Origin of the sequence: Acinetobacter sp. CIP 53.82 (genome assembly GCF_000369465.1) — a bacterium.
Lineage (GTDB): Bacteria > Pseudomonadota > Gammaproteobacteria > Pseudomonadales > Moraxellaceae > Acinetobacter > Acinetobacter indicus.
In genome coordinates this window covers 796,958-821,462 of the sequence record NZ_KB850045.1, presented here as the reverse complement: position 1 = coordinate 821,462, position 24,505 = coordinate 796,958, and the positions used below count along the sequence as shown (strand labels likewise).

Sequence of the window (24,505 nt, the reverse complement as noted above, 5' to 3'; positions counted from 1 at the left end):
GAACTTCCTCTATTGTTTTTTTAATTGACTTGTTTGATCTGGAAACCCAGCTCCTGCAGCGCTTCACGTTTCGCCACCGGTGCCACCACCGATTTCACCGGGGTTTGCTGACGTAAATAAACGTCGGCCACACGTTTCAGATCATCTAAAGTAACCGCCAGTAAACGCTCACGCAGTTTGGTTCTAAAGGCCGGGGTGCGCGCATGCAATAAGGCATAACATGCGGTAATTGCTTCACCGGCTGGAGAGCCTGGTTTATCCATACTGGCAATCAGCCCCAAAATAGCTTCTTCCAGCTGATGCGGTAACTGCTCGGCATTCAGCAACCAGTCCACACTGGCCTCAAAATCCTTAAAGGTTTCAGCCAGACGCGGGTCACGGTAGCTATAGAAACGGAACGAGCAGGCATTGCCATCATAGCTGGCACCGCCACCATAGGCGCCGCCTTTTTCACGGATGGCACTGTGCAGGAAGCCATTGCGCAAATACGCCGCCAAAACCATCAATGGTGCTGCATCTGGATGCGATACTTCCACCGCAGGATACGCTGCCGCACAGAACTGTACATTGGCCTGAATCAGCCAGGCTTCATCTGCATTGTTATTTTCAACAGGCACTTGAGTTAAAGCTGCCTCGTGCGGTTCAATTGCCAGCTTGTCCCACACGGTCTGGATTTCTTCAATCAAACGGTCTGATTGTGGCTCTTCACAGACCAGCAGGAACTGTTTTGGCGCTTGCAGCAACATACTGTGAATCAGCTTAAGCTCATCCATCAGCGCATCAAAAGCAGCATCATCCTGTTCAATTTTGCTGACCAGCTCGCTTAACCAGTTCAATGCACCCAGACCAGTATTGTGATAGTCACGCAGCGCTAAAGCACTGTGGTTACGTGAAGCGGCCTGCATGGCATAGCTATGTCCTGCACCCGATACCCGGGACTGCCAGCGCGTTTTACGTTGCTGTAATAGCTCGATAATCCGGTCTTTTTCATCAAAACGCAGTTGCTCAAAGGCAATTTTTAGCAGGCGGATGGCATCAAAATTATTCACCAGTGATTTGGTGGTTAAGGTCAGCCAGGCACTAATCCGGTTTTTGTCATCGACCTTAGAGCGTAAGGATGCCCCCATACCCAGACCGCCACTCACTGCAGTTTGCAGCTGTTGCAGTTCCAGATAATCATATTCACCGGCACCGACTTCACCCATTAAAATCGACAGCAGATTAAAATAAGGCGATTTCACGATCTCATCGGGAATACGCACCAAGACCTGCTGGTAATAAATACCGTTGGTACCGGCATGATACAGGTTTAATGGTGTATCAATGCGGTTGCAGATAATCTCACGTAGCTGCCCCTGTACAATTTGCAATTCTGCCGGCACATCTTCGAGGCCGACTTTTGGCAGCAGGTTTAAATCATCCGGGGTATCCTGACGCACTTTTAGCGCTTCGGTCTGGGCGATAATTTCTGCTTTTTGTGCTTCGGTCAGCTGCGCACCAATTTCAGCCAGACGGGCTTTTTCAGCTTCGGCATCTTTGGCTGATTTGCTGGCATCTGGGACCAGGGTCATTTGGACGCGATGCGGATTATCAATCAAGTGCTGCTGAATCAACTGAGACAGCCACATTGGATCTTTCAGTTCTTCTTTAACCTGTTCAATGGCACTGTCAACATCCCAGACATGCACCGGATCACTATGGTGAATCGCGCTGCTCAAGCCGTTTAGAATCAGGCTTAAACCGTATGGCATACCATCGCCGTTAATTTCACGCTGATGCAGCTCGATCTGGTGTAAAATGGCATTGACGGTATCGCTGTCGACCGGTTTAGACGCCACTTCTTGCAGTACCTTGAAGACGCCCTCTTTAAAGGTTGCTGCATGCTCAGGATTAGAACCTTGAATGGCACAGAAGAAAGTCATTTCAAAGTTGGAATCATCCACGCCCATAAATGGCCCGGTTGATTGCGCATAACCACAGGTTTCTAAATAATGACGCAGTGGTGAAGCCGAGTTTTCCAGTAACACACCTTCGACCAGACGCATGCCCAAACGCAGTTTAATATCACTGGCTTCTGGCAATAACCAGCTTAGAACATGGTAAGTTTTGTCTTTTAAATCTTCAGCATCGACCGCATAGCTTTCAGTTACGGTCACTGGCGCAGCCAAACGGCGCTCAGGTTTTGAATACAGGGTTTCGCCCTGTTCAAACTTGGCTAAAGCCAAGCTCTGGAACTGTTCTTGCAAGTCATACGCTGACTGATTACCAAAAGTCATAAATACCGCATTACTTGGGTGATAATGGGATTTATAGAAATCCACTAACTCTTGGTAAGTTAAGTCCGGAATATCTTTAGGGTCACCACCGGAATTGTAATGGTAGGTGGTTTCCGGGAACAAATGATGCGCCAATTGGTGATACAACTGATCTGAAGGCGAACTCATCGCGCCTTTCATTTCATTAAAGACCACGCCTTTATATACAGGCTCACCATTTTCCAGCTCGATACGAATCCCTTCCTGGGCAAAATCCAGTGGATTCAGGTTGGCTGCAAAGGCTGCATCCAGATACACCTCCAGCAGGTTCTGGAAATCTTTCTGGTTTTGGGTGGCAAATGGATACGCTGTCCAGTCAGCTGCAGTAAAGGCATTCATAAAGGTGTTTAATGAACGGCGAATCATCAGGAAAAACGGGTCACGTACCGGGAATTTTTCAGAGCCACACAGTGCAGTATGTTCCAGAATATGCGCTTCGCCCTTGGAATCCATAGGCTGGGTACGAAATGCCACCAGAAATACATTTTCATCATGATTGGTGGCCAAATGATAATGCACCGCACCGGTAACCCGATGCTTATATTCAGACACTAAAATGTCTAAGGCTTCAACATGGTGTTGACGTACCAACTGAAACGCAGGATGAACGGTTTGAGAAATGGTTTCAGTGACATCTACAGTCATGCGATCTCCTAATCATCAAAATAAAAAAACTAAAGCCATTATAGCTTTAGTTCTTGATATAATTCACGCTTAAATCCCGACTAAAATTATAGAAATTTGCAACCCAGGCAATTTTCAAACCCCAGTCCGAAGCTCATGCTGCCGTTTAAACCAAATATTTAAAATAATTATAATTGGGATGGTTTTCGACATAGACATAATTCTGCTTCTGGTAAAAATGCGCCGCAGATTTGGTTTCGGTATCCAGACATAGGGCCGAAAAATGAGGACGTGCCTTTTTCTCTAAGTATTGCAATAACAGCTTGCCCACGCCATGTTTACGATATTCAGGCAATACATAGAAACGGCGCACCCGGCCAATTCCCTGTTCCACTTCCTGATCATTCCACTGCTGGTTCAGGCCGCCACAGGCAATCAGCTTGTCCTGATCATAAGCAAAAAGTAAAAACTCCCCAGGCTGATCGAAACGATTCTTGGCACTCTGATACTCATCAATTAAACGCTGTACAAAAGCAAAACCCTCTTTCGATGCCTGTTTTTCAAGCTCTACAATTTGCTCTGGTAATCCTTGCGCTTCTTTTATCTCGATATTCATTTCACTATCCTGATCTGCTTTACTAACTTTCCTCAATGAATAAAACCGTCTAAAAAATGAATTTTATTCACAAATCTACAGCAATCCTGAGCATTGGTGTAAACTTAGCATTTATTTTTTGATGTGATTGAACGACATGGCAACTGTTGACCTCTTTGCAATTGGTAATGCACTCATTGACCAGGAATTTCAAGTCTCTGATGACTTCCTTACTCAACAAAATTTGCAAAAAGGCACCATGCAGCTGACCGATGGCGAAACCCAAGCAAATTTATACAACAACTTACAGCAAACGCAAAGCTATAAAGGTCAAGCTTCAGGCGGTTCGGCTGCAAATACAACAGTTGCCTTTAGCGCATTGGGCGGTTCTGCCTTTTATGCCTGCCGCGTAGGTAATGATGACTTGGGTGAAATTTACCTGAATGGCCTGAATGATGCGGGCATTCGCACCACCGCAAAATCGGTCAGTGAAGGCGTAACCGGAACCTGTATGGTATTAGTCAGCCCGGATTCTGAGCGCACCATGCATACCTATTTGGGTATTACCGCAGAACTCACCGACGCGCAAATTGATTTTGAACCCTTAAAAACCGCGAAATGGCTGTATATCGAAGGTTATTTATCGACTTCGGACAGCGCCCGTCAGGCGGTAAAACAGGCACGTGAAATTGCCAAAGCTCACCAGACCCAAATTGCCTTAACCTTATCTGACCCGGCGATGGTGCAATATGCGCGTCAAGGTTTAGATGAGTTACTGGACGACGGCGTGGATCTGCTGTTCTGTAACCAACAGGAAGCCATGATGTATACCGGCACCGACACAGCTGAGGCCGCTTTGGAACAACTGAAGCAAAAAAGCAAATACGTTGTCATTACAATGAGTGCACAAGGCGCAATGATTTTTGATGGTCAACATACCTTTAGCGTTGCAGGCCGTCAGGTGCATGCCATTGATGCCAATGGTGCGGGTGATGCCTTTGCCGGTGCATTCCTGTATGCCTTGAATGCCAACCTTGGCTTTAAAGCCGCTGCCGAGCTGGCCATTTTAATTTCCAGTGAAGTGGTATCACAATTTGGCCCACGTCTAGAGGTTGAACAGTACGCAACCCTTCTTCAGAGCTATAGCAAGGAATGTGCCTAATGCATAAAATCTGCATGACCGAAGATATCCCTGAACGCGAAGCACGCTCGTTCGAGCTTCCAGATGGCGATACCATTTTTATTACCCAGCGCGATGGCATGTTCTATGCCTATCAGAACCTGTGCCCGCATTTGCAGGTTGAGCTTGAATTTCTGGAAAACCAGTTTTTAGACCGGGATCAGGAATTTATTGAATGTTCGACCCACGGTGCGCTGTTTGTGGTTGAAACCGGGGAATGTATTTCTGGCCCATGCCAAGGTCAAGCACTTGAAAAAGTAGAGATTACCGTGCATTCTGATGGCGGAATTTACTTAACAGAATAATTTTAAGCCCCATCTGCAGGTTACGCCATGCTTGAGTTTGTATTAGACATCGACTTAATTCCTTTTCATTTAAGTCTGATTGCACTTGTCTTGCTCAGCCTGGCGGAAATTGTGGGGCATTATTTTAATCTCAAGCCCAGCGCGATATTCAAGCAGCTGTTTCCGCAGCGGCTGCTAGACTCGCCCTTACTCAATGTTAAATTCTCCAAACTGCTAATTTTCGTGTTTCTGCTCCTGAATTTTAGTGTTGCAGGCTATTTCCTGCAGCTTGCGCTCTATTCACAGCAGCAAAGTTTTGTTCCATCGTATTATCTGATTTTACCAGCGCTTATCATTGCCCTGTTTTTTACCGTGTTTATGATTCACTGTCTGGATCAGGTGATTAAACCACAAAAAACCATTCAGCATGTCAATTTGCTGGGCCGACTGGCCACCATTTCCAGTGGCAATGCCCGTCCCGGTTTTTCGGCTCAGGCCCGGGTTCGTGATGAATACGGCCAGCTGCATTACGTGCAGGTCGAGCCGGAATTTGGTGAACTAGAATTTCAGGCGCAAGTGATTTTAATCCGGCAAAAAAAATCCTATTACATTGCCAAGAAAATTTCCGCCTCGAACAATCTGTTCTATGGCGAAAGTAGCAGCTGATTTAAGCTCGCTCCTCTTTCAGCAGCAATTCCATCCTTACTTTGTCCAAGATAAAGCTACAACGCCGTGTATCTCGCAGCTTTCCCTTCTTCCTTGCCGTGTACATTCGTTCTTTCCGTTTAAGCTGCTCGATTCACTTTCTCTTGGCCTCAAGATCAGCTGTTCTGTGCATTGTGACTATCTCTATGGTTGTTCGTTGTAGTTGTTCACTCTGCCCTCCACGTTGAAGACTAAAAAATTTTCCGTGTTGCTGCTTACTGCACTTTTATCGTACTTCATTGTGCATATTTGCTACAAATTGCTTCATTTTGGTGCTTGACTGTTTTCTGTGCAAATGCTTACACCTCAAGCCTTACAGCCATTTTTTAACACCCGATTATTGAATAAAAGCTAAAAATTAAAAGCTGGAATTTTTAATAAAATCGTCAAAATTTTTAAATATAACTATTTTAGTCAGAATTAAATTTTAATTCACACCATTTTAGTAAGAATAATCATTATTATAAATACAAGCGTTTTAGTCAGGTTTTTAACCGGAATATTTTTGATTAAAAATTAAAAAAACTTTTTATAAGCTACTGTATTTTAATACATAAACAATATATTTTTATTTTAACTGTGCAGACTATTTATTTTTTGTATTATTTTGTTTAATAATATAAGACACAGTTTAAAAAACAGGCTTGTTTCTATGAGCTTAGTCCCGAAAGATTTGAACCGTCGCGTAACCCGAGAAATAGCAGCCATTTTAATAATTAAGGTTGTTATTTTAATGGCGATTAAAAATATCTGGTTCGATGCCCCTACCATTCCTGAAAATTTTGACTCTCAAGTTGCTGAGCGTATTGCCAGCAATCCTTCCCAAATCAAGGAGACACGTTGATGATTTCTGAAAGCGTGGTCGATCTCTCGCGGTTCCAGTTCGCAATGACCGCGATGTATCATTTTATTTTTGTTCCACTGACACTTGGTCTTGCTTTTATTCTGGCCATTATGGAAACCACCTATGTGATTTCCGGCAAAGAAATTTATAAGGACATGACCAAATTCTGGGGAAAACTGTTCGGTATTAACTTTGCTTTAGGGGTAACTACCGGCCTGACCATGGAGTTCCAGTTCGGTACAAACTGGGCGTATTATTCGCACTACGTGGGTGATATTTTTGGTGCTCCGCTGGCCATTGAAGGCTTGATGGCTTTCTTCCTTGAATCGACCTTTATTGGTCTGTTCTTCTTCGGCTGGGATCGTCTGTCCAAGGTACAGCACTTGTGTGTAACCTGGCTAGTGGCCTTGGGCTCAAACATGTCGGCGCTGTGGATTCTGGTGGCTAACGGCTGGATGCAAAACCCGGTCGGTTCTGCGTTTAACTATGAAACCATGCGTATGGAAATGATTGATTTCGGTGCGCTAATTTTCAACCCGGTGGCACAGGTTAAATTCGTCCATACCGTTTCTGCCGGTTATGTTACAGGTGCGATTTTCGTTCTGGCGATTTCGAGCTACTACCTGCTGAAAAAACGTGACTTGCCATTTGCGCGTCGTTCTTTCGCGATTGCGGCTATCTTCGGTCTGGCATCTACCCTGTCTGTAATTTTACTGGGTGATGAATCTGGTTATGAACTGGGCGATGTCCAAAAAACCAAACTGGCTGCGATTGAAGCGGAATGGGAAACTCACCCGGCACCGGCTGCATTTACCCTGTTTGGTATTCCAAATCAGGAAACTCAGACTACCGATTACGCGATTAAAATTCCGTATGTGATGGGTCTGATTGCCACACGTTCAACCACTGAAGAAGTGACCGGGATCAAAGACCTGATTGCCCAGCATGAAGTACGTATCCGTAACGGTATGGTGGCTTATCAGCAACTTGAACAACTGCGTGCAGGTGACACCTCACCAGAACTCAAAGCGGCCTTTGATGAATCTCAAAAAGACCTGGGTTATGGCCTGTTACTGAAAAAATATACTCCAAACGTGGTAGATGCGACTGATGAGCAAATCAAACTTGCTGCAGCAGACACTATTCCGCACGTTCCAAGCTTGTTCTGGGCCTTCCGTGCCATGGTGGCTTCTGGCTTCTTAATGCTACTCCTGTTCGTTCTGGCAACACTGGCTGTAGCAAAACGTAATGCAGAAAACAAACCTTGGTTATTAAAATTCGCCCTGATTGCCCTACCACTACCATGGATTGCTGCGCAAACTGGCTGGTATGTGGCTGAAGTAGGTCGTCAACCTTGGACTATTGGTGAAGTTCTACCAACATATCTCTCTGCATCTAGCTTAAGTACTGGCGATGTATGGGGTTCAATCATTGCATTAGCATCTTTCTATACCGTACTGCTGATCATTGAAATGTACCTGATGATTAAATTCTCTCGTCTTGGTCCAAGCTCGTTACATACCGGCAAATACCATTTCGAAAAATTGGAAGCTGCCAAAAAAGCATCTGAGGAGACTCAAGCATGATCGAATATGAATTACTCAAAATCATCTGGTGGGTACTGGTGGGCGTACTGCTCATCGGTTTCGCCCTCACCGATGGTTTCGATATGGGCTCTATGGCGATCATGCCATTCGTTGGAAAAAATGATGAAGAACGTCGTGCGGCAATCAATACGATTGCCCCACACTGGGACGGTAACCAGGTCTGGTTCATTACTGCTGGTGGTGCACTATTTGCTGCATGGCCAATGGTGTATGCAACTGCCTTCTCGGGCATGTACTGGGCGCTGCTTTTAGTCCTGTTTGCGCTATTCCTGCGTCCGGTCGGCTTTGACTACCGCTCCAAGCTGGAAAACACTAAATGGCGTACTGCCTGGGACTGGGGTCTATGTATCGGTGGTGCAGTACCTGCGCTGGTATTTGGCGTAGCGTTCGGTAACATGTTCTTGGGTGTACCTTTTGAACTGGATGAGACTGTACGATCCAACTACACCGGCAGCTTCTTTGCCCTGCTTAACCCGTTTGCTTTGGTCTGCGGTATCGTGAGTCTGGCCATGCTATGTGCGCATGGTGGTGCATGGTTAATGTTACGTACCGATGGTGCTTTACGCGAGCGTTCTGCCAAAGCCACCAAAATCAGCGGTATCGTGTTCCTGGTCTGCTTCCTGCTGGCAGGTGCATGGTTATACTTCGGTGGCATCCAAGGTTATACCCTGGTTACACCATATGACACCGGTAGCGCTGCAAACCCGTTAGCCAAAGAAGTGATGACCAATGCCAACCCGGGCTGGATGAACAACTACTCGGCTTACCCGATCACCATGATTGCGCCAATTATGGGTATTCTAGGCGGTATCATTGTGATTCTGGCAGCCTCTAAAGGTAAAGCAGGTTTAAGCTTCACTGGTTCTGCACTGGCAGTAACAGGTGCGATTCTGACTGCAGGTTTTGCCCTGTTCCCATTCCTGATGCCATCGAGCATAGATCCTGTATCTAGCTTAACCATGTGGGATGCGGTATCTAGTCAAAATACCTTAACGGTAATGACCGTTGCAGCCTGTATCTTTGTGCCAATCATTTTGCTGTACACCACTTGGTGTTACTACAAGATGTGGGGCGTGATTACCAACAAACACATCAAAGAGAATTCGCATAGCCTGTACTAAGGCTATGCGCTAAAGGAGTAAAGATTATGTGGTATTTTGCTTGGATTCTCGGTATTTTGATGGCCTGTTTTGCAGGTGTACTGAGTGCGCTCTATATCGAGCATCATCAAGACCTGGATGAGGAATAAGTCATGACAGAGGTTGTAATGGAAACTCCAGTAATCGAAAAAAAACCGAATAAACTTGCGATGGTCATTTCTTGCTTATTGGCCTTTCCATTGGCAGCCGTGTTATTACTTCATCCAGCTGCCATGTTGGATGCCGATGGCAATTACAGCCACAGTGCCATGATGTATATAATGATTGGCATTTCCGGCGGATTTATCCATGGTGTTGGTTTTGTCCCACGTTTCTGGCTGTGGAAATGGCTGTTTAGTCCATTTGTGGCCTGGCCATTAATGATCTGGGGCTATTACACCTGGTTCTTTTCTTGATGAAACAAGCTCCCTTCGGGGAGCTTTTTAATTTCTGGGAGATCCATTCTGATACAAAATGGGATCAGCACAATTTCATCACAAGATGATTTCCCACATCCTTTAAAAAAGATCAGCCCGATCTCTTTTAAAAATTAAAATCTATTTTTATCCAACCCCGCTTTTTATTTATATCTGAATTGATGTCTATATGGATGCTTAATTTAAGGTGGTGATAAACCAACCAATATTTAGATTCAAGCTCAATCAACTTCTGTATTTATCTCATTGATCGTGGTATTTTCTTAGGAAATTTCAAACGGATACAACCTATCGCCATAAAAAAAGCCGGACATTCAGTCCGGCTTCTTTAATCTGGGATAATTAAAGCTCAATCGGTGCAAATGGCGCCACCACATCGGCATTTTGTGCACGGTGACGTAAGAAATGATCCATCAGCACAATCGCCAGCATCGCTTCCGCAATTGGTGCAGCACGCACACCCACACATGGATCGTGACGGCCTTTGGTCAGTACATCGGTATCTTCACGGTCAATGGTAATGGTTTTACCCGGTGTGGTAATAGACGCCGTTGGTTTAAGCGCAATCGCCACACGAATGGTTTGACCACTGGAAATACCACCCAAAATACCGCCAGCATGATTGGCCAGGAAGCCTTGTGTGGTCAGTTCATCACGGGTTTCATGACCGAACTGTTCCGCCACGGCAAAACCATCACCAATTTCTACGCCTTTAACCGCGTTAATCGACATCATGGCATGGGCAATATCGGCATCTAAACGGTCAAATACCGGCTCGCCCCAGCCCACAGGCACTTTTTCGGCCAGAATTTCCAGTTTGGCGCCACAGCTGGTGCCTTGTTCACGCAGTGAAGTGACCAGCGCTTCAAAACGTGGCACAGCATCGGCATCGCCACAGAAAAACGGGTTATTCGGCACTTCATTCCAGTCCAGCTTTTCCGCTTTTTCGGTGCCAATCTGGGTCACATGACCGCGAATCAGAATCCCGAATTTTTCTGCCAGATATTTTTTAGCAATCGCACCGGCAGCAACACGCATCGCGGTTTCACGGGCACTGGAACGACCACCACCACGATAATCACGGAAACCGTATTTTTGGGTATAGGTGTAGTCGGCATGACCCGGACGGAAAGTCTGGGCAATGTTGCCATAATCCTTGGATTTCTGGTCGGTATTGCGAATCAGCAAGCCAATTGGGGTACCTGTGGTTTTACCCTCAAATACCCCAGAAATAATTTCAACCTGATCCGGCTCTTTACGCTGGGTTGCAAATTTGGAAGTCCCCGGCTTACGGCGGTCCAAATCGTGCTGTAAATCGGCTTCAGTCAGTTCCAGGCCCGGCGGTACACCATCAACAATGGCCATCAGGCCTACACCATGCGATTCACCACAAGTCGTGACACGGAAGAGTTGTCCAATACTATTACCTGCCATGTGCAACGACTCCTTTATGAATTAACAGATTGAATGAATAAATCGCGGTATTGACGGCACTGTGCTGCGGTTAGGGCAAAAATGCCTGAACCACCTTTCTGGAATTGTAGCCAGTGGAAATCGACGGTATTAAAGTTCTGTTTCATGGCCCATTCAGAGTTACCGACTTCAATCACAATCAGACCATCTTCGGTTAAATAGTCTGCGGCTTGGGCCAGTATTTTACGCACCAAGTCCAGACCATCCTGACCGGCAGCCAACGCCAGCTCTGGCTCATGACGGAATTCATCTGGCAGGTCGGCCATGTCTTCGGCATCGACATATGGTGGATTCGATACAATCAGATCATACTGATTTTCTGCTGGAATTTTAGAGAACAAATCCGACTCAAGCAGCGCCACCTGATACTGCATGTTGTGATGTTCGGTGTTAATGGCCGCAACTTCTAAAGCATCTTTAGAAATATCGGTCGCATCCACTTCTGCATCCGGGAAAGCATAAGCCAATGCAATTGCGATACAGCCTGAACCGGTACACATATCCAGAATACGACGTGGCATTTGCGGATTTGGGTTGGCTGGCAAGTTATTATTGGCTTCACCCATCTGGCCATTTTCATCCAGACAATATGGCGCAAAACGGTTTTCGATAAGTTCAGCAATTGGCGAACGTGGAATCAGTACACGCTCATCGACATAAAACGGCTTGCCATAGAAATAGGCCAGATTGAGCAGATAAGAGGTTGGCGTGCGTTCATTAATACGACGCTCCAGCAGACTTAAAAATTCCTGCTTTTCGCTCGGCAGTAATTTGGCATCCAGAATTTCTGCATCGGCATTCCAGTCCAGCGACAGGGTTTGTAATACCAACGCGGAACTTTCAGCAAAATAATCTTCTGTACCTTGACCTAGATGTGCATCATATTGACGTAATGCTGTTACACCAAAACGGATAAAATCACGAATGGTGACTAATGTTTCAGCGGCTTCCTGCAAATGTTCAGGGCTAATAGTCGGTCGATCCACCTAAGGTCTCTCCAGAGTCAATTTTTTAAAACGCCTTATGATACCTTGTTTTGTGCGCTTTTATAATGTCTCTGTGCGTAAAAGCCGGATTTCAATCTGATAAATTGATCTCAACTTTCACGGCCTTAGCCAGATTTGGAATAAAGCCCTGAAATGGTAAGTACAGGATTAACGGGCAATAAATTTGCTCTGATAATAATTGGCCTGATCAATCACCTGTGCCAGCGTACAACGCGATTGCTGCAATTTGGCAACATCACCGTTCATGCCCCGATAGCATTGCTGCTTTAAACGCTGCTCCCACAGCGCATGTTGCTGGGCAATATTGGCCTGATGTGCCCCACTGGCCCGATAGTAAGACTTATAGCTTTTCTTTAAGCGTTTTTGCTGCTGTTTCAGTTCTTTATTGACACATTTTTGCAAGACCGATGTTTGCCCATAAGCATGATTGCTACATTGAATATACTGTTTTGAATAACTTTCCTGCGCATAGGCCGAACCCGCCAGCAGCGCCCAGGCCATTCCCCCGATGAATGCTAAACGCATCATATTCCCCTTGCTGCCAAACACAGCGATCATCTTTGTTTTAATTTATGTAAAGCATATTACTGAACTTCAAGCAAAAAACCTATAGCGATGAACAGGATAGAATTTCCAGATCTTCACAATTTCCTGCCATTTTGCGATTGAATCTGCAAAAATAGACCTTATATTGACTATGAGACTCCCGTGAACCTGTTGATATGAGTTACAAACACAATAACCTGCTGGCCATGCGTCAAAACTACTGGAATGACAACGATTCACCGCGTGTCTTGCAGGAAAAACAGTTTTTACAGCAGATGCTGGTGGAACGCGGCATTTTTCAGGATGCGACTTTGGATGATGCCAAATATCTGTTCTTTAACCTGCCCAGCATTATTATTGTCAAAGGCTATGCGCATGGTTTTCTGCATGAATCGGTACAAAGCCTGATTTTAAAATACATTGATGAAAACAAGCAGATGCTGCAACAAAAAAGTACCCTCAAGATTAAATTCCGGATGTGAGTGAGCGAAATTGCATCTTTATAGATTTTGCTTAGGCTATTTCATAGAGAATGCAAAACTTAACTCGACATTCAGCAACTTGAACTTTTTTAATACGTTAAGACCCGTTAATATTCGTTAAACTATGACCTTTCTGCGAATTGCTGATTGAAGGATTAAATTTACATGTCAGATCAGAACGATAAGCTTAAACAATTGAAAACTTCCTCTATGGATCGACGCTTATCGATCGCGAAGGCATCGTTGCTGGCCGGGACACGTTGGGCCGCCTCCAGCGCCGGTTCAATCTTTTCCAGTGAAGAAGAAAAAGAAAAGAAACGCAAAAAAGCCATGAAAGAACAGGCCGATTATCTGGTCGCAGAAATTGGCAAACTGAAAGGCTCTATCGTTAAAATTGGCCAGATGATGGCGCTTTACGGCGAACATTTCCTGCCTGAAGAAATCACCCAAGCCCTGAATACCCTGAATAACCAGACTGTTGCCCTGGCCTGGCCTGCGATTAAAACCCAGTTACAGGACCAGTTAGGTTCCAAACTTAATGATCTCACCATTGACCATGAGCCTTTAGGTACCGCCTCTTTGGCTCAGGTACACCGCGCCACCCGTAAATCTGATGGTATGGAACTGGTATTAAAAATCCAGTATCCGGGTGTGGCCGATGCCATTGATTCGGATATGAGTCTGTTTAAAAACATGCTGAAACTGACCCGCATGGTGCCGCAAACCCGCGAATTTGATCAGTGGTTTGATGAAGTCCGCGAAATGATGCACCGCGAGGTCAATTATCGGATTGAGGCAGCCACCACACGCCGTTTTGCCGAGCGTTTAAAGCAGGACCCGCGCTATATCGTTCCAACCATTATTGAAGATTACTGTACCGATCAGGTGCTGTGCATGACCTTTGAACGTGGCGTACCAATCAACAGTCCGGTGATGCTGTCTTTACCACAAGAACGTCGTAACCTGCTTGGTGAAGCCTCTTTAGAAGTGGCAGTGCGGGAAATTTTTGAATGGGGCGAAATGCAGACCGACCCAAACTTCGGTAACTATTTAGTACGTCTGGGCAATGGCGCAGATGTACAGGATAAAATTGTGCTGCTGGATTTCGGTGCCATTCGCCAGTTTGATGACAACCTGCTCTCGGTCGCACGTAACCTGATTCAGGCCGGCTATCAGCATGACGCGGAGATGATGGTGAAAGCCATGACCGGTTATGAGTTTTTTGACTCCATTCCGCAAAGCATTAAGCCGGATATGGCCAAAGTCTTTTTACTGGCCACCGAAGCCTTTAGCAGTCCTGAAAACAACCCGGATTTACCAGCCGGTGTGATGGATGATCAGCATCGTTATGACTGGAAAAAAAGCCAGCTGCATAGCCGGGTGATGCAACAGGCCTCTAAATCCATGGCTTCACGTTATTTCAGTGTTCCGCCGAAAGAGTTTATGTTTATTAGCCGTAAATTTATTGGGGCTTATACCTTTATGACCGTGATTGATGCCAAAACCAATGTGCGCGACATGATCAAAAAATTCCAGTAAAGCCACACCCGACCCGAATGCAGCTAATGTCATTCGGGTCAATCCTCTCCCTTCCCCGCTCTTTCCGAAAATTAAAAATATAAACAGAAGCAACTATTTAGATTCCTGTTTCATCTTGCAACAACCGTTTATCTTTGACAATTGAGTATGTCAGTTCTGACATGGTTTTTTAAACAGCCGCGTGTCAGCATAAAAATAATCACCCGCATGATGGAACAACAACAATGACCAATATGGTAAACAAGGCCCAAGGATTTGGACTGTCGCTGCTCACTCGGCTTGCCAGCAGCGAGGTTTTAGACCAGCTCAAACTGCGTAAATTTGTAGAAAAATCTTTATATCAGGGGGCCAAAGCCGGCTTTAAAACCTTAAGCGTGACCCAGAAAGCTTTTCAAAAGCACGATGATGTACCCAGACAGCGTTTACCCCATCAGCAAAAATCCCTGTTTGATTTAAGCCTGAGCGAAGAACAGCAAATGACGGTAGATACCATGCAGCAGTTTGCCACAGAGGTGCTTTATCCACTGGCGCATCAGGCGGATCATCTGGAACAGTTTCCCGAAGTGTTATGGCGACACAGTCAGGATTTGGGCCTGAATGATTATGCACTGCCGGAGGCTTTGGGTGGCGTGGCCAGCGAGCAGAATATTGTCACTAATATTCTGATGGCCGAGCATTTGGCCCGGGGTGATTTCAGCCTGACCGCAGGTTTATTGTCGACCTTTGGGGTAATCAATGCCCTGACCCGCTGGGGTTCTGAAAGCATCCAGTCACGTTATCTGACCAGTTTTGCAGAAGATTCGGAACTGCGCGCCAGCTTTGCCGTGCAGGAAGCTACACCGGCTTTTGATCCGCTGCGTTTAAATACACAAGCCACTTTTAGCCAGGGCCAGTACTGGATTCAGGGTGAAAAAACTCTGGTAATGCTGGGTGAAACGGCGGACTTGTATCTGGTAAGTGCTGAATTCAATGGCCAGCCAGAAGTATTTGTGGTGAAACGCGACAGCAGCATTCGTGCACAAAAAAGCCCGGCAATGGGGCTGAAGGCCACAGAAACAGTCACCCTCAGTTTTCAGCATACCCCAGCCGAACGTCTGGGCGATGATGATTTTGACTATAGTGCTTTTATTGATTTGGGTAATTTAGTCTGGTGTGCCATGGCGGTTGGGTGCTGCGAAGCCGTGAAAGCCTATTGTATTGACTATGCCAACCAGCGCACGGCCTTTGGCGAGCCCATCTCACATCGTCAAAGTGTGGCTTTTATGATTGCCGATATGGCGATTGAAATTGATGCGATGCGCATGCTAGTGCTGAATGCTGCCAGTCTGGCCGAAGCTGGACAGGACTTTCATCGGGAAGCCTATCTGGCACGCTTGTTATGTGCAGAAAAATCCATGCAAATTGGCACAAATGGCGTGCAGATTCTGGGCGGTCACGGCTTTACCAAAGAACATCCGGTCGAGCGCTGGTATCGTGATCTGCGCGCGACCGCGATTGTCCAGTCTGGCCTGCATGCCTAAATAACCATAAAAATAAGGAACAGCCCATGAATTTACAGAACCCGAAAAAATTTAAACTGCTGATTGATCAGGCACATGAGGTTGCCCTGAATGTCCTGCGTCCAATTTCACGTAAATATGATAAGGCGGAACATGCCTACCCGAAAGAACTGGATATGCTGGCCTCAGTGGTCGATGGCATGAATGCAGGTGGCGATGGCATGAACGCCGGCGCTGCGGTGAATAAACGTGGCGATACCGCCAGTGGCAATAAAAATGGCGTCAATATGTCCACCGCTTTAAGTATTGTCGAAATGTGTTATGGCGATACCGGCCTGCTGCTGAGTATGCCGCGTCAGGGTCTGGGGAACTCCGCCATTGCTGCGGTGGCCAATGACGAGCAGTTACAGCGTTTTCACGGCACCTGGGCCGCCATGGCCATTACCGAACCCGGCTGCGGCTCCGATTCAGCGGCAATTCGCACCACAGCGGTCGCAGATGGCGATGATTATATCCTGAATGGCGAGAAAATCTTTGTGACCTCGGGTGAACGCGCCGATGCCGTGGTGGTCTGGGCCACACTGGATAAAAAGCTCGGCCGTGCTGCCATCAAGTCTTTTGTGGTGCCGAAAGGCACGCCCGGCATGACCGTAGAGCGATTGGAGCATAAACTCGGGATTAAAGCCTCCGATACTGCAGCCATCAGCTTTGTCGATTGCCGGGTGCCAGCCAGCAACCTGCTTGGCAATGCCGAGATTGATGTCTCCAAAGGCTTTGCCGGGGTGATGGAAACCTTTGACAACACCCGTCCTTTGGTCGCGGCCATGGCCATTGGCTGTGCAAAAGCATCCCTGGAACGGATCAAGCAGATTTTTAAACACGAGCTGGATGAGCATTATCAGACCACCTATTTACACAGCTCCCAGATAGCCGCGCAGATTTATCGCATGGAAGCCGAATGGGAAGCAGCGCGTTTATTAATGCTTAAAGCTGCCTGGATGGCCGATAACAAGCAGCCTAATTCCAAAGAAGCCTCAATTGCCAAAGCCAAAGCTGGCCGTGTCGGGAATGAAATTACCCTGAAGTGTGTAGAACTGGCCGCCGCTGTGGGCTATAACGAAGATGAACTGCTGGAAAAATGGGCGCGCGATTCCAAAATCCTGGATATTTTTGAAGGCACCCAGCAAATTCAGCAACTGATTATTGCCCGACGTGAACTGGGCAAAAGTTCCAGTGAACTTAAATAAGATACCGAGTACAGCATCAAGCGACATTTAAAGTCCAATAGATGTGCCTCAAATCTGCTCAAGAGATGAATATTTAGTGATAAAATTCATCTCTTTATCTTTTAGCACTGCGCTTATGTATTTTTTACGCCCGATTCAAGCCCAAGATAATCCTGCACTGGCCCGTATTATTCGTGAGGTTTCCAAAGAATTTGGACTGGCGCCGGAATCCGGTTTTGCCGTGGCCGATGATGCGGTCGATGATTTATATGCGGTGTATTCACAGCCACACGCACAGTATTGGGTCGTTACCAATAATCAAGGCGACATTTTTGGTGGTGGCGGTGCTGCGCCTTTGCAGGGTGATCCAAGCCGCCTGGAAATCCAGAAAATGTATTTTCGGCCAGCAGTACGTGGCTACGGATTTGCCAAACAGATTCTGGAACACGCTTTTGACTTTGCCCAGCAGGCCGGTTTTCAGTCCTGCTATCTGGAAACCACAGCATCACTGTGGCAGGCAGTGAAACTCTATGAAAAGCTCGGTTTTGTACATTTGTCTGCCCCACAAGGCCAGACCGGTCATAGTCATGCCTGTGAAATCTGGATGGAAAAGAGCGTTAAATGAACATGAATCTGGGTAACATCAACCGCCTGCGTACAAAAAAGCCCTACTCACCATAGGGCTGACTAAAACAGTCGAATGGATTTTTATGCAATTAATCGGCTTTCAGGCCAAACTTTTTAAACAGGCTTAAACGGCGTTTCGGCTGGATATTGGCTTTGTTTAAATCACCTTTATAATGCTTGAACACGCGTTTATCCATCATTTTAAACCATAGCGGTGGAATCAGCGCCGGCAGCAACATACTGGCATAACCGTTTGGCAATTCAGGCGCTTCATCAAAATGTCGCAAGGCCTGAAATGGACGGGTCGGATAGGCATGATGATCAGAATGACGCTGTAACTGATATAAAAACAGATTGGTGACAATATTATTGTTGTTCCAGCTATGTTCCGGCTGGGTACGCTCATATTTGCCCTGCGCATCTTTTTGTCGAAGCAAGCCATAATGCTCAATATAATTGACCAGTTCAAACAGGCTGATGGCATAAAAGGCCTGCGTGCTTAAATACGGCACAATGCCTTTCCCAAAGCTGGCTAGCATTCCGGCATGAAACAGCGCACTCATGCCCCAACCTTGTAGCAATTCATTGTCTTTGGACCAGAAATTCTTGCCTTTGCGTTTTAAACGCTGGGTTTCAATTTCAATTGCCGATTTAAACGAGCCTTTCACCGTACGTGGCCAGAACTCATAAAAGGTTTCGCCCATACGGGAAGACGCCGGATCTTCTGGGGTTGCAGCGCGTTTATGATGCCCATACGGATGTTCAATCCGGAAATGGTTATAACCCGACGGCACCAGCGCCAGATGCGACAGATAATGCTCCAGTTTGGAGGATTTATGGCTCAGTTCATGTGCAGTATTAATCGCCACCCCATTAACCAGTCCCATCGACGCACCCAGAAAAATTTTATCCAGCAGCGAAGTCTCTTTACGTGAGACCAGATAGGCCGCATAAATATTGGCGATATACTGCAAAGGAATAAAACTTTTTACCAGACGGGAATAATACGGGTCCTGCTCCAAGAGCTTGACCTCTTCCGGGCTTGGATTGTGCTCATCTTTACCAACCAGAGTATCAATGCTGGGAATAATCACATGAATTAACAGTGGTCCACCTAGGGCAAATACAGTTTTAAATGGTTTCGGTGCAAACTGGTAACCGGCCAGAATCCCAATACCCAAAACCGGTAAAAATGGGCTAATCAGCCATAAATAACGTTTTTTATCTAAAGCCAGACCGGATTTTCCAAGTAAAAATTGCTGTTGTTGTTCTGTGAGCTGTAGCGGAGCATTCATTGCCTGCACTTCCATCCTGCTTAACTTATCTATATATTTCAGCAAACAAGCCACAGAGAACAGTTGCAAACGTCCAAAAAAGCTATGTAAACGTCTTTGGCCCACATTGCCTGAAATTGGCCTTTCATCACACGATAAATTCAGGCTTAATGACCAAATAGCTAAGCTCGAAATAAGAAGATATCAACCCGGTATGGATGCTTTAAGTAAAATTTTTGATGATATTCATCTCAACAAATCTGAATTTATCTATTTGAATCCACAGGGAAACTGGGCATTTCAATATCAGGATCACAGCGCCATTATTGCCTATGTGGTACTAAGTGGTGAATTACATCTGGAATTATCGACCCAGCGTCAGGTCTATGCGCAGGCCGGTGATATTGTGCTAATTCCTTCCGGCTCTAGTCATGTGGGTAAAAGCAGCGCACAACTGGACTGGCTAGATGCCCTGGATATTAGTGACCTGTTTCAGCAGAAACGCCAGCAGACCATCGAATTTGGTGAAGCATCCGGTGAAAAATCATTTATTTTAGCCATGCACGGCACAATGGACAGCATTATGGCCAAGCCGCTGTTAAATGCCTTGCCGGACTATATGCATATTCATCATATTATGAGCAGCACTGCGCCGGAATGGTTGCAAATTGGCTTACAGTTTCTGGCAGTAGAAAGCCATCAGATCCGGCCCGGCCGCGATAAAATTCTTGATCATCTGATCAGTATTTTATTTATTGAATGTGTGCGTGATTATATTGCCCAGCTGAATGATTCTAATAACTGGCTCAGTGCCCTGACCCATCCGGAACTGTCCAATGCTTTAACCGCCATTCATGGACAACCGGAAAAAAGCTGGACCGTCGAAACCCTGGCCGAACAATGCTGCATGTCGCGCTCAAAATTTGCCAATCTGTTTGCCCAGATTGTTGGTGAATCGCCACTGGCCTATTTACAGCAACATCGCTTAAGACTGGCGGCTCAATATTTACGTCATGGCCAGCTCTCAATCCAGCAAATTGCCTATAAAGTTGGCTATTCTTCTGAAACCGCCTTTAGCCAGACTTTTAAAAAACAGTTTGCCCTGACCCCAAGCCAGTACCGGCAGCAGTTTCAGCAGGCTCTTATAAAATAGCCAGAATCGCCTCTACCGGGTCTTCACAATTGCCGGATAGCAGCTGTTTATGCATGGTACGATGCTGCATCACCTGAATTTGTGCAGCTTCAATATGCATCAGCTTTTCAATTTCATGCGCCAGACGCTCTGGTGTAGCCTCTTCTTGAATCAGCTCTTCAATGACTTTTTTGCCGGCAATAATATTCGGTAGCGAGTAATACGGAATTTTAACCAGCAGTTTGGCAATCCAGTAGGTAATCCGGTTGAGCTTATAAAAAGTCACCATTGGACGATGCAATAACATCGCTTCCAACGTTGCAGTACCTGAAGCCAGCGCAACAATATCCGCTGCATTCATGACCTGACGGCCAATTTTTGATTCTGTATCGGTATTTTCCAGCAGACTAACCCGTGATCTCAGATCAGCAGCACAATGCTGTAATAAACTTTCAATCTGCTGTTTACGCGCATCGTTAATGGCGGGAATTAAGAAGTGATAGTTTTGATATTTGGCAGCCAGAATTTCAGCGGCTGCCAGAACCAATGGCCCTAAACGCTCAATTTCACCACGACGACTACCGGGCAATAAGGCAATATGCTTTTGCGAAGCTTCCAGCCCCAGTTCCAGTTTGGCATCGGCCAGATTATTATCGACAGGCAACTGACTCGCTAATGGATGCCCGACAAAGGCAGCCGGAACCTGCCATTTTTGATAAAAGGCTTTTTCAAATGGAAATAAACACAGCACCAGATCAATATTGGCTTTAATGCCGTGGACACGGCCCTGACGCCATGCCCAGACCGAAGGACTGACATACTGCACGGTTTTAATGCTTGGACTTTTCTGCTTCAGGCTTTTCGATAAACGCAGGTTAAAATCCGGCGCATCAATCCCAATAAAAACATCGACCGGCTCCTTGCTCCACTGTTCAACCAGTCCATCACGCACGGCAAACAGCTTTTTAATGTCTTTTAAGACTTCAACAATGCCCATGACCGACAAAATATCCATCGGATAATAGCTTTTAAAGCCTTCAGCAATCATTTGCGGGCCGCCAATACCTTCAAATTCAGCCTCAATGCCTTGCTCACGAAAACGGCGGATCAGTCTGGCACCCAAGGTATCCCCAGAAACTTCTCCCACCACAATGCCTATTTTCAGTTTTCGTTTTTGCAAGACCTTGCTCCTTCAATTGCTGCGTGGAATTTTAACATATTCTGCTTGAAGTGACTGTAACGACTGTTTGTCTTGAGCTGAGAAAAAATTCAGGTTTTTCTATATTTTAACTGCTTTTTTTTTATACAGCATGACTATCAGGTTTGATTGATGATGCTGTGCTGGGCCCATTCATTTATCACGCTTTCACCGCTTTATCTCACTCTATTCCACCTGACTTGCAGTTTCATGACCATTAACTGCTTTTTATCATGCTGAAAGATTGATCAAATAAAATCCAAAACCCCAACACATGTCATCCCTATGTAATGACACTGAATACACAAATAATAATTTTAAAGTGAAATTTCCTGCTATTTTTAATCTTTTTATCTTTCCATTTTGCTGCGCTATCATCACAAAATCCGTCTATTCGGCCCTGCACATCCTGATCTTTTTACTAAAAAATCCCCTTTTTTTCAGCTTTAAATCCAGCAGATTTCAGATAGATCTACTCCACGCTGTTTCACTATAAATGTTGATCTTTTTCTCATCTTTAGCATTTTTTAGAATAAGCAAATCATTAATCATGCCAACGACTTATATCCAAAAGTCATAAGATAAGCACGTTTTTTGATGTATGGCATATCCTCATGTTTGGTGCAGTTGAGTTTATTTTGGCAGGTGTTTTGGTTGGCTTCTGTGTAGGTGTGACCGGTGTAGGCGGTGGTTCGTTAATGACCCCGATTTTAATCAGCCTGTTTAAGATTGAACCGCACATTGCCATTGGTACCGATCTGCTCTATGCCGCAATTTCCAAATTCTGTGGTTCAGTGGTCCATGCCAAAAAAATGAATATCGTCTGGCCAATTGTGATCTGGCTGTCTGTCGGCAGTATCCCGGCGTCTTTTGCAACGCATTGGGTACTCGACAACTATTTAAGCCAGTCCACGCATTATAAAGCTGTGCTGACCATGGTCTTGGGCTTTATGCTGACCCTAACCGGCATATCTATTATTTTCCGCAGCCAGATTGAAAAATTTTTCAACAAATATCGCAAACATGAATTGCCAGATATGACTCAAGACCTGGAAAAGGTCGACCTGAAGGCCACCAACAAGCGCGCGATGATTGTGGTGATGGGAATTGTCCTGGGTGTGTTCGTCACCCTATCTTCGGTGGGTGCAGGTGCCTTCGGCATTATGGCGCTGGTGCTAATGTTCCCGAACTTGCCAATGATCCGCATTATCGGCTCCGATGTGGTCCACGCAGTCTTATTGACCTTTGTCGCCGGTATGGGTCACATGACCTCGGGCAATGTCGATTTTGAACTGCTGATGTGGTTACTGGTCGGTTCTATTCCGGCAATTGTGGTCGGTACTTTAGTCAGCTCACGCCTGCCTGAAAAAATTATCCGTAAAGTGCTGGGCATTACCCTGTTCGCGCTTGGGGTGAACTTTATGCTGAACCCGGTCAAATCCAAACCGGCACAACCAGTTGAAGCGGCGATGGTGGTGAGCGCTGAAAAAACATCGCCAGTTTAATTTATCTCTGCGATTCATCACTTTTTTTTCAGTAATCTATTGATCTTTTTTATAACAATAGGCTGCTATATTCGTGTTATATTCAGGCTATTAAACAATCTTGTATACGATTAAACCAGTGACGGCAATGAACACTTTACAGTCTAACCCTATTACACCTTCAGATATCGATGATGTGAATATTAAAAGCATCCAGCCACTTGTGACCCCTGCTGAACTCAAAGCAGAACTTCCACTGACTGACTCTGCTTATCACACCGTACTGAAAGGTCGTGAAACCATCCGCAATATTCTTGATGGTAAAGACAAACGTCTGTTTGTGGTCATTGGGCCTTGCTCGATTCATGATCCTGTGGCAGCACATGATTATGCAGACCGCCTGAAAGTGCTGAGCGAAAAAGTAAAAGATACCTTATACATCGTAATGCGGGTGTACTTTGAAAAACCGCGTACGACCGTGGGCTGGAAAGGTCTGATTAACGACCCGGACATGAATGACTCTTTCAATATTGAAAAAGGTCTGCGTATTGGCCGTAAACTGCTGCTGGAACTGAATGAAAAAGGTCTGCCTTGTGCCACTGAAGCACTGGACCCGAACTCTCCACAGTATTATCAGGATCTGATTTCCTGGTCAGCGATTGGTGCGCGTACCACAGAAAGTCAGACTCACCGTGAAATGTCTTCTGGCCTGTCTTCACCGGTTGGCTTTAAAAATGGTACCGATGGCGGCTTAACTGTTGCGACCAACGCAATGCAGTCTGTAAAACATGGTCACAGCTTCCTGGGGCTGAACGAACATGGTCAGGTGTCGGTAATTCGTACCAGCGGTAACAACTATGCGCACGTGGTATTGCGTGGTGGTAATGGCAAGCCAAACTATGATGCCGGTTCAGTCGCCGATGCAGAAGCAGCGCTAATTAAAGCCAAAGTCAGCACCAAAATCATGATTGACACCAGTCATGCCAACTCCAACAAAGACCCGTACCTGCAACCACTGGTCTTAAAAAACATCACCGAACAGATTTTAGATGGCAATAAATCAATTGTCGGGATTATGGTCGAAAGTCATTTGAAAGGCGGTCGTCAAGATATTCCTGCAAATCTTTGCGATTTGGAGTATGGTAAGTCTGTTACCGATGGATGCATCGACTGGGAAACCACTGAAAAATCCCTGCTTGAGATGCATGAAGCATTGAAAGAGGTTTTAGCCAGCCGCTAAAACTGACTCAAAAACGCCATCGTCAAGATGGCGTTTCCATTTCAGTTG

23 protein-coding genes are annotated in these 24,505 nt (G+C 45.8%); 16 read left to right on the top strand and 7 right to left on the bottom strand.

The window, feature by feature from the left end; all coding sequences use genetic code 11:
- Positions 1-20 precede the first annotated feature (20 nt).
- Together F905_RS04450 and F905_RS04445 are read right to left on the bottom strand one after the other, a co-directional pair.
- Positions 21-2,960, bottom strand: a complete 2,940-nt coding sequence (locus tag F905_RS04450) for an insulinase family protein (RefSeq protein WP_005177675.1) — start codon at positions 2,958-2,960, stop codon at positions 21-23.
- Positions 2,961-3,105: 145 nt separating this feature from the next.
- Complete coding sequence (locus F905_RS04445; RefSeq protein WP_005177673.1) at positions 3,106-3,555, bottom strand: GNAT family N-acetyltransferase; 450 nt, start codon at positions 3,553-3,555, stop codon at positions 3,106-3,108.
- Positions 3,556-3,691: 136 nt separating this feature from the next.
- Here F905_RS04445 and F905_RS04440 point away from each other — a divergent pair, with 136 nt between their 5' ends.
- The 8 genes from F905_RS04440 to F905_RS04405 all read left to right on the top strand — a co-directional run bounded on the left by F905_RS04440 (position 3,692) and on the right by F905_RS04405 (position 9,709).
- Entirely contained in the window at positions 3,692-4,696 is a 1,005-nt protein-coding gene (locus F905_RS04440) for an adenosine kinase (RefSeq protein ID WP_005177671.1), read from the top strand.
- Between the two features lie 14 nt (positions 4,697-4,710).
- Complete coding sequence (locus F905_RS04435) at positions 4,711-5,019, top strand: Rieske (2Fe-2S) protein (RefSeq protein ID WP_171065079.1); 309 nt, start codon at positions 4,711-4,713, stop codon at positions 5,017-5,019.
- A gap of 27 nt (positions 5,020-5,046) precedes the next feature.
- Positions 5,047-5,664 (top strand): OB-fold-containig protein, encoded by a 618-nt coding sequence (locus F905_RS04430; RefSeq protein WP_005177664.1) that lies wholly within the window; start codon positions 5,047-5,049, stop codon positions 5,662-5,664.
- Positions 5,665-6,355: 691 nt separating this feature from the next.
- A complete protein-coding gene (gene cydP, locus F905_RS04425) occupies positions 6,356-6,547 on the top strand; it encodes a cytochrome oxidase putative small subunit CydP (RefSeq protein WP_005177663.1) in 192 nt (63 codons plus the stop codon).
- Positions 6,547-8,133 carry a cytochrome ubiquinol oxidase subunit I gene (locus F905_RS04420; protein ID WP_005177660.1) on the top strand — a complete coding sequence of 529 codons (1,587 nt, stop codon included), beginning with the start codon at positions 6,547-6,549 and terminating at the stop codon, positions 8,131-8,133. The genes cydP and F905_RS04420 overlap by 1 nt, the downstream gene beginning before the upstream one ends.
- Positions 8,130-9,275 carry a cytochrome d ubiquinol oxidase subunit II gene (gene cydB / locus F905_RS04415; RefSeq protein ID WP_005177659.1) on the top strand — a complete coding sequence of 382 codons (1,146 nt, stop codon included), beginning with the start codon at positions 8,130-8,132 and terminating at the stop codon, positions 9,273-9,275. The genes F905_RS04420 and cydB overlap by 4 nt, the downstream gene beginning before the upstream one ends.
- Positions 9,276-9,301: 26 nt before the next feature.
- Entirely contained in the window at positions 9,302-9,403 is a 102-nt protein-coding gene (cydX, locus tag F905_RS15115) for a cytochrome bd-I oxidase subunit CydX (protein WP_002120988.1), read from the top strand.
- A gap of 3 nt (positions 9,404-9,406) precedes the next feature.
- Positions 9,407-9,709, top strand: coding sequence for a cyd operon YbgE family protein (locus tag F905_RS04405; protein WP_005177656.1), 303 nt, complete (start codon positions 9,407-9,409; stop codon positions 9,707-9,709).
- Between the two features lie 363 nt (positions 9,710-10,072).
- On the opposite strand, the gene aroC is transcribed toward F905_RS04405, so the two are convergent.
- The 3 genes from aroC to F905_RS04390 form a co-directional block, all read right to left on the bottom strand.
- Positions 10,073-11,164, bottom strand: coding sequence for a chorismate synthase (aroC, locus tag F905_RS04400; RefSeq protein ID WP_005177654.1), 1,092 nt, complete (start codon positions 11,162-11,164; stop codon positions 10,073-10,075).
- Between the two features lie 14 nt (positions 11,165-11,178).
- Complete coding sequence (gene prmB / locus F905_RS04395) at positions 11,179-12,189, bottom strand: 50S ribosomal protein L3 N(5)-glutamine methyltransferase (RefSeq protein WP_005177652.1); 1,011 nt, start codon at positions 12,187-12,189, stop codon at positions 11,179-11,181.
- Positions 12,190-12,357: 168 nt separating this feature from the next.
- Positions 12,358-12,735: a lysozyme inhibitor LprI family protein gene (locus tag F905_RS04390; RefSeq protein WP_034597667.1), complete on the bottom strand. Its 378-nt coding sequence runs from the start codon at positions 12,733-12,735 to the stop codon at positions 12,358-12,360.
- 197 nt (positions 12,736-12,932) lie between these two features.
- Between F905_RS04390 and F905_RS04385 the strand changes: the two genes are divergently transcribed.
- The 5 genes from F905_RS04385 (at position 12,933) to F905_RS04365 (ending at position 18,127) form a co-directional block, all read left to right on the top strand.
- A complete protein-coding gene (locus F905_RS04385; protein WP_005177647.1) occupies positions 12,933-13,238 on the top strand; it encodes a hypothetical protein in 306 nt (101 codons plus the stop codon).
- A 165-nt stretch (positions 13,239-13,403) separates the two neighbouring features.
- On the top strand, positions 13,404-14,777 hold the full coding sequence (locus F905_RS04380) for an ABC1 kinase family protein (RefSeq protein WP_005177645.1): 1,374 nt from the start codon (positions 13,404-13,406) through the stop codon (positions 14,775-14,777).
- 224 nt (positions 14,778-15,001) lie between these two features.
- A complete protein-coding gene (locus F905_RS04375) occupies positions 15,002-16,297 on the top strand; it encodes an acyl-CoA dehydrogenase family protein (RefSeq protein WP_005177643.1) in 1,296 nt (431 codons plus the stop codon).
- A 26-nt stretch (positions 16,298-16,323) separates the two neighbouring features.
- Entirely contained in the window at positions 16,324-17,523 is a 1,200-nt protein-coding gene (locus F905_RS04370; RefSeq protein WP_005177641.1) for an acyl-CoA dehydrogenase family protein, read from the top strand.
- Between the two features lie 115 nt (positions 17,524-17,638).
- A complete protein-coding gene (locus tag F905_RS04365) occupies positions 17,639-18,127 on the top strand; it encodes a GNAT family N-acetyltransferase (RefSeq protein ID WP_005177638.1) in 489 nt (162 codons plus the stop codon).
- A gap of 91 nt (positions 18,128-18,218) precedes the next feature.
- Here F905_RS04365 and F905_RS04360 read toward each other — a convergent pair whose 3' ends face one another.
- Positions 18,219-19,424: an alkane 1-monooxygenase gene (locus F905_RS04360; protein WP_005177636.1), complete on the bottom strand. Its 1,206-nt coding sequence runs from the start codon at positions 19,422-19,424 to the stop codon at positions 18,219-18,221.
- A gap of 193 nt (positions 19,425-19,617) precedes the next feature.
- On the opposite strand from F905_RS04360, the gene F905_RS04355 reads away from it, so the two are divergent.
- Positions 19,618-20,556, top strand: a complete 939-nt coding sequence (locus tag F905_RS04355; protein ID WP_005177635.1) for an AraC family transcriptional regulator — start codon at positions 19,618-19,620, stop codon at positions 20,554-20,556.
- Here F905_RS04355 and lpxB read toward each other — a convergent pair.
- The gene (gene lpxB, locus F905_RS04350) at positions 20,546-21,715 is read right to left on the bottom strand and encodes a lipid-A-disaccharide synthase (RefSeq protein WP_005177634.1); all 1,170 of its coding nucleotides are present in this window, start codon (positions 21,713-21,715) and stop codon (positions 20,546-20,548) included. The two genes, F905_RS04355 and lpxB, sit on opposite strands and share 11 nt — an antisense overlap.
- Before the next feature lie 632 nt (positions 21,716-22,347).
- Between lpxB and F905_RS04345 the strand changes: the two genes are divergently transcribed.
- Together F905_RS04345 and F905_RS04340 are read left to right on the top strand one after the other, a co-directional pair.
- A complete protein-coding gene (locus F905_RS04345; protein ID WP_005177633.1) occupies positions 22,348-23,238 on the top strand; it encodes a sulfite exporter TauE/SafE family protein in 891 nt (296 codons plus the stop codon).
- 127 nt (positions 23,239-23,365) lie between these two features.
- Positions 23,366-24,457, top strand: coding sequence for a 3-deoxy-7-phosphoheptulonate synthase (locus F905_RS04340; RefSeq protein ID WP_005177632.1), 1,092 nt, complete (start codon positions 23,366-23,368; stop codon positions 24,455-24,457).
- Positions 24,458-24,505 lie beyond the last annotated feature (48 nt).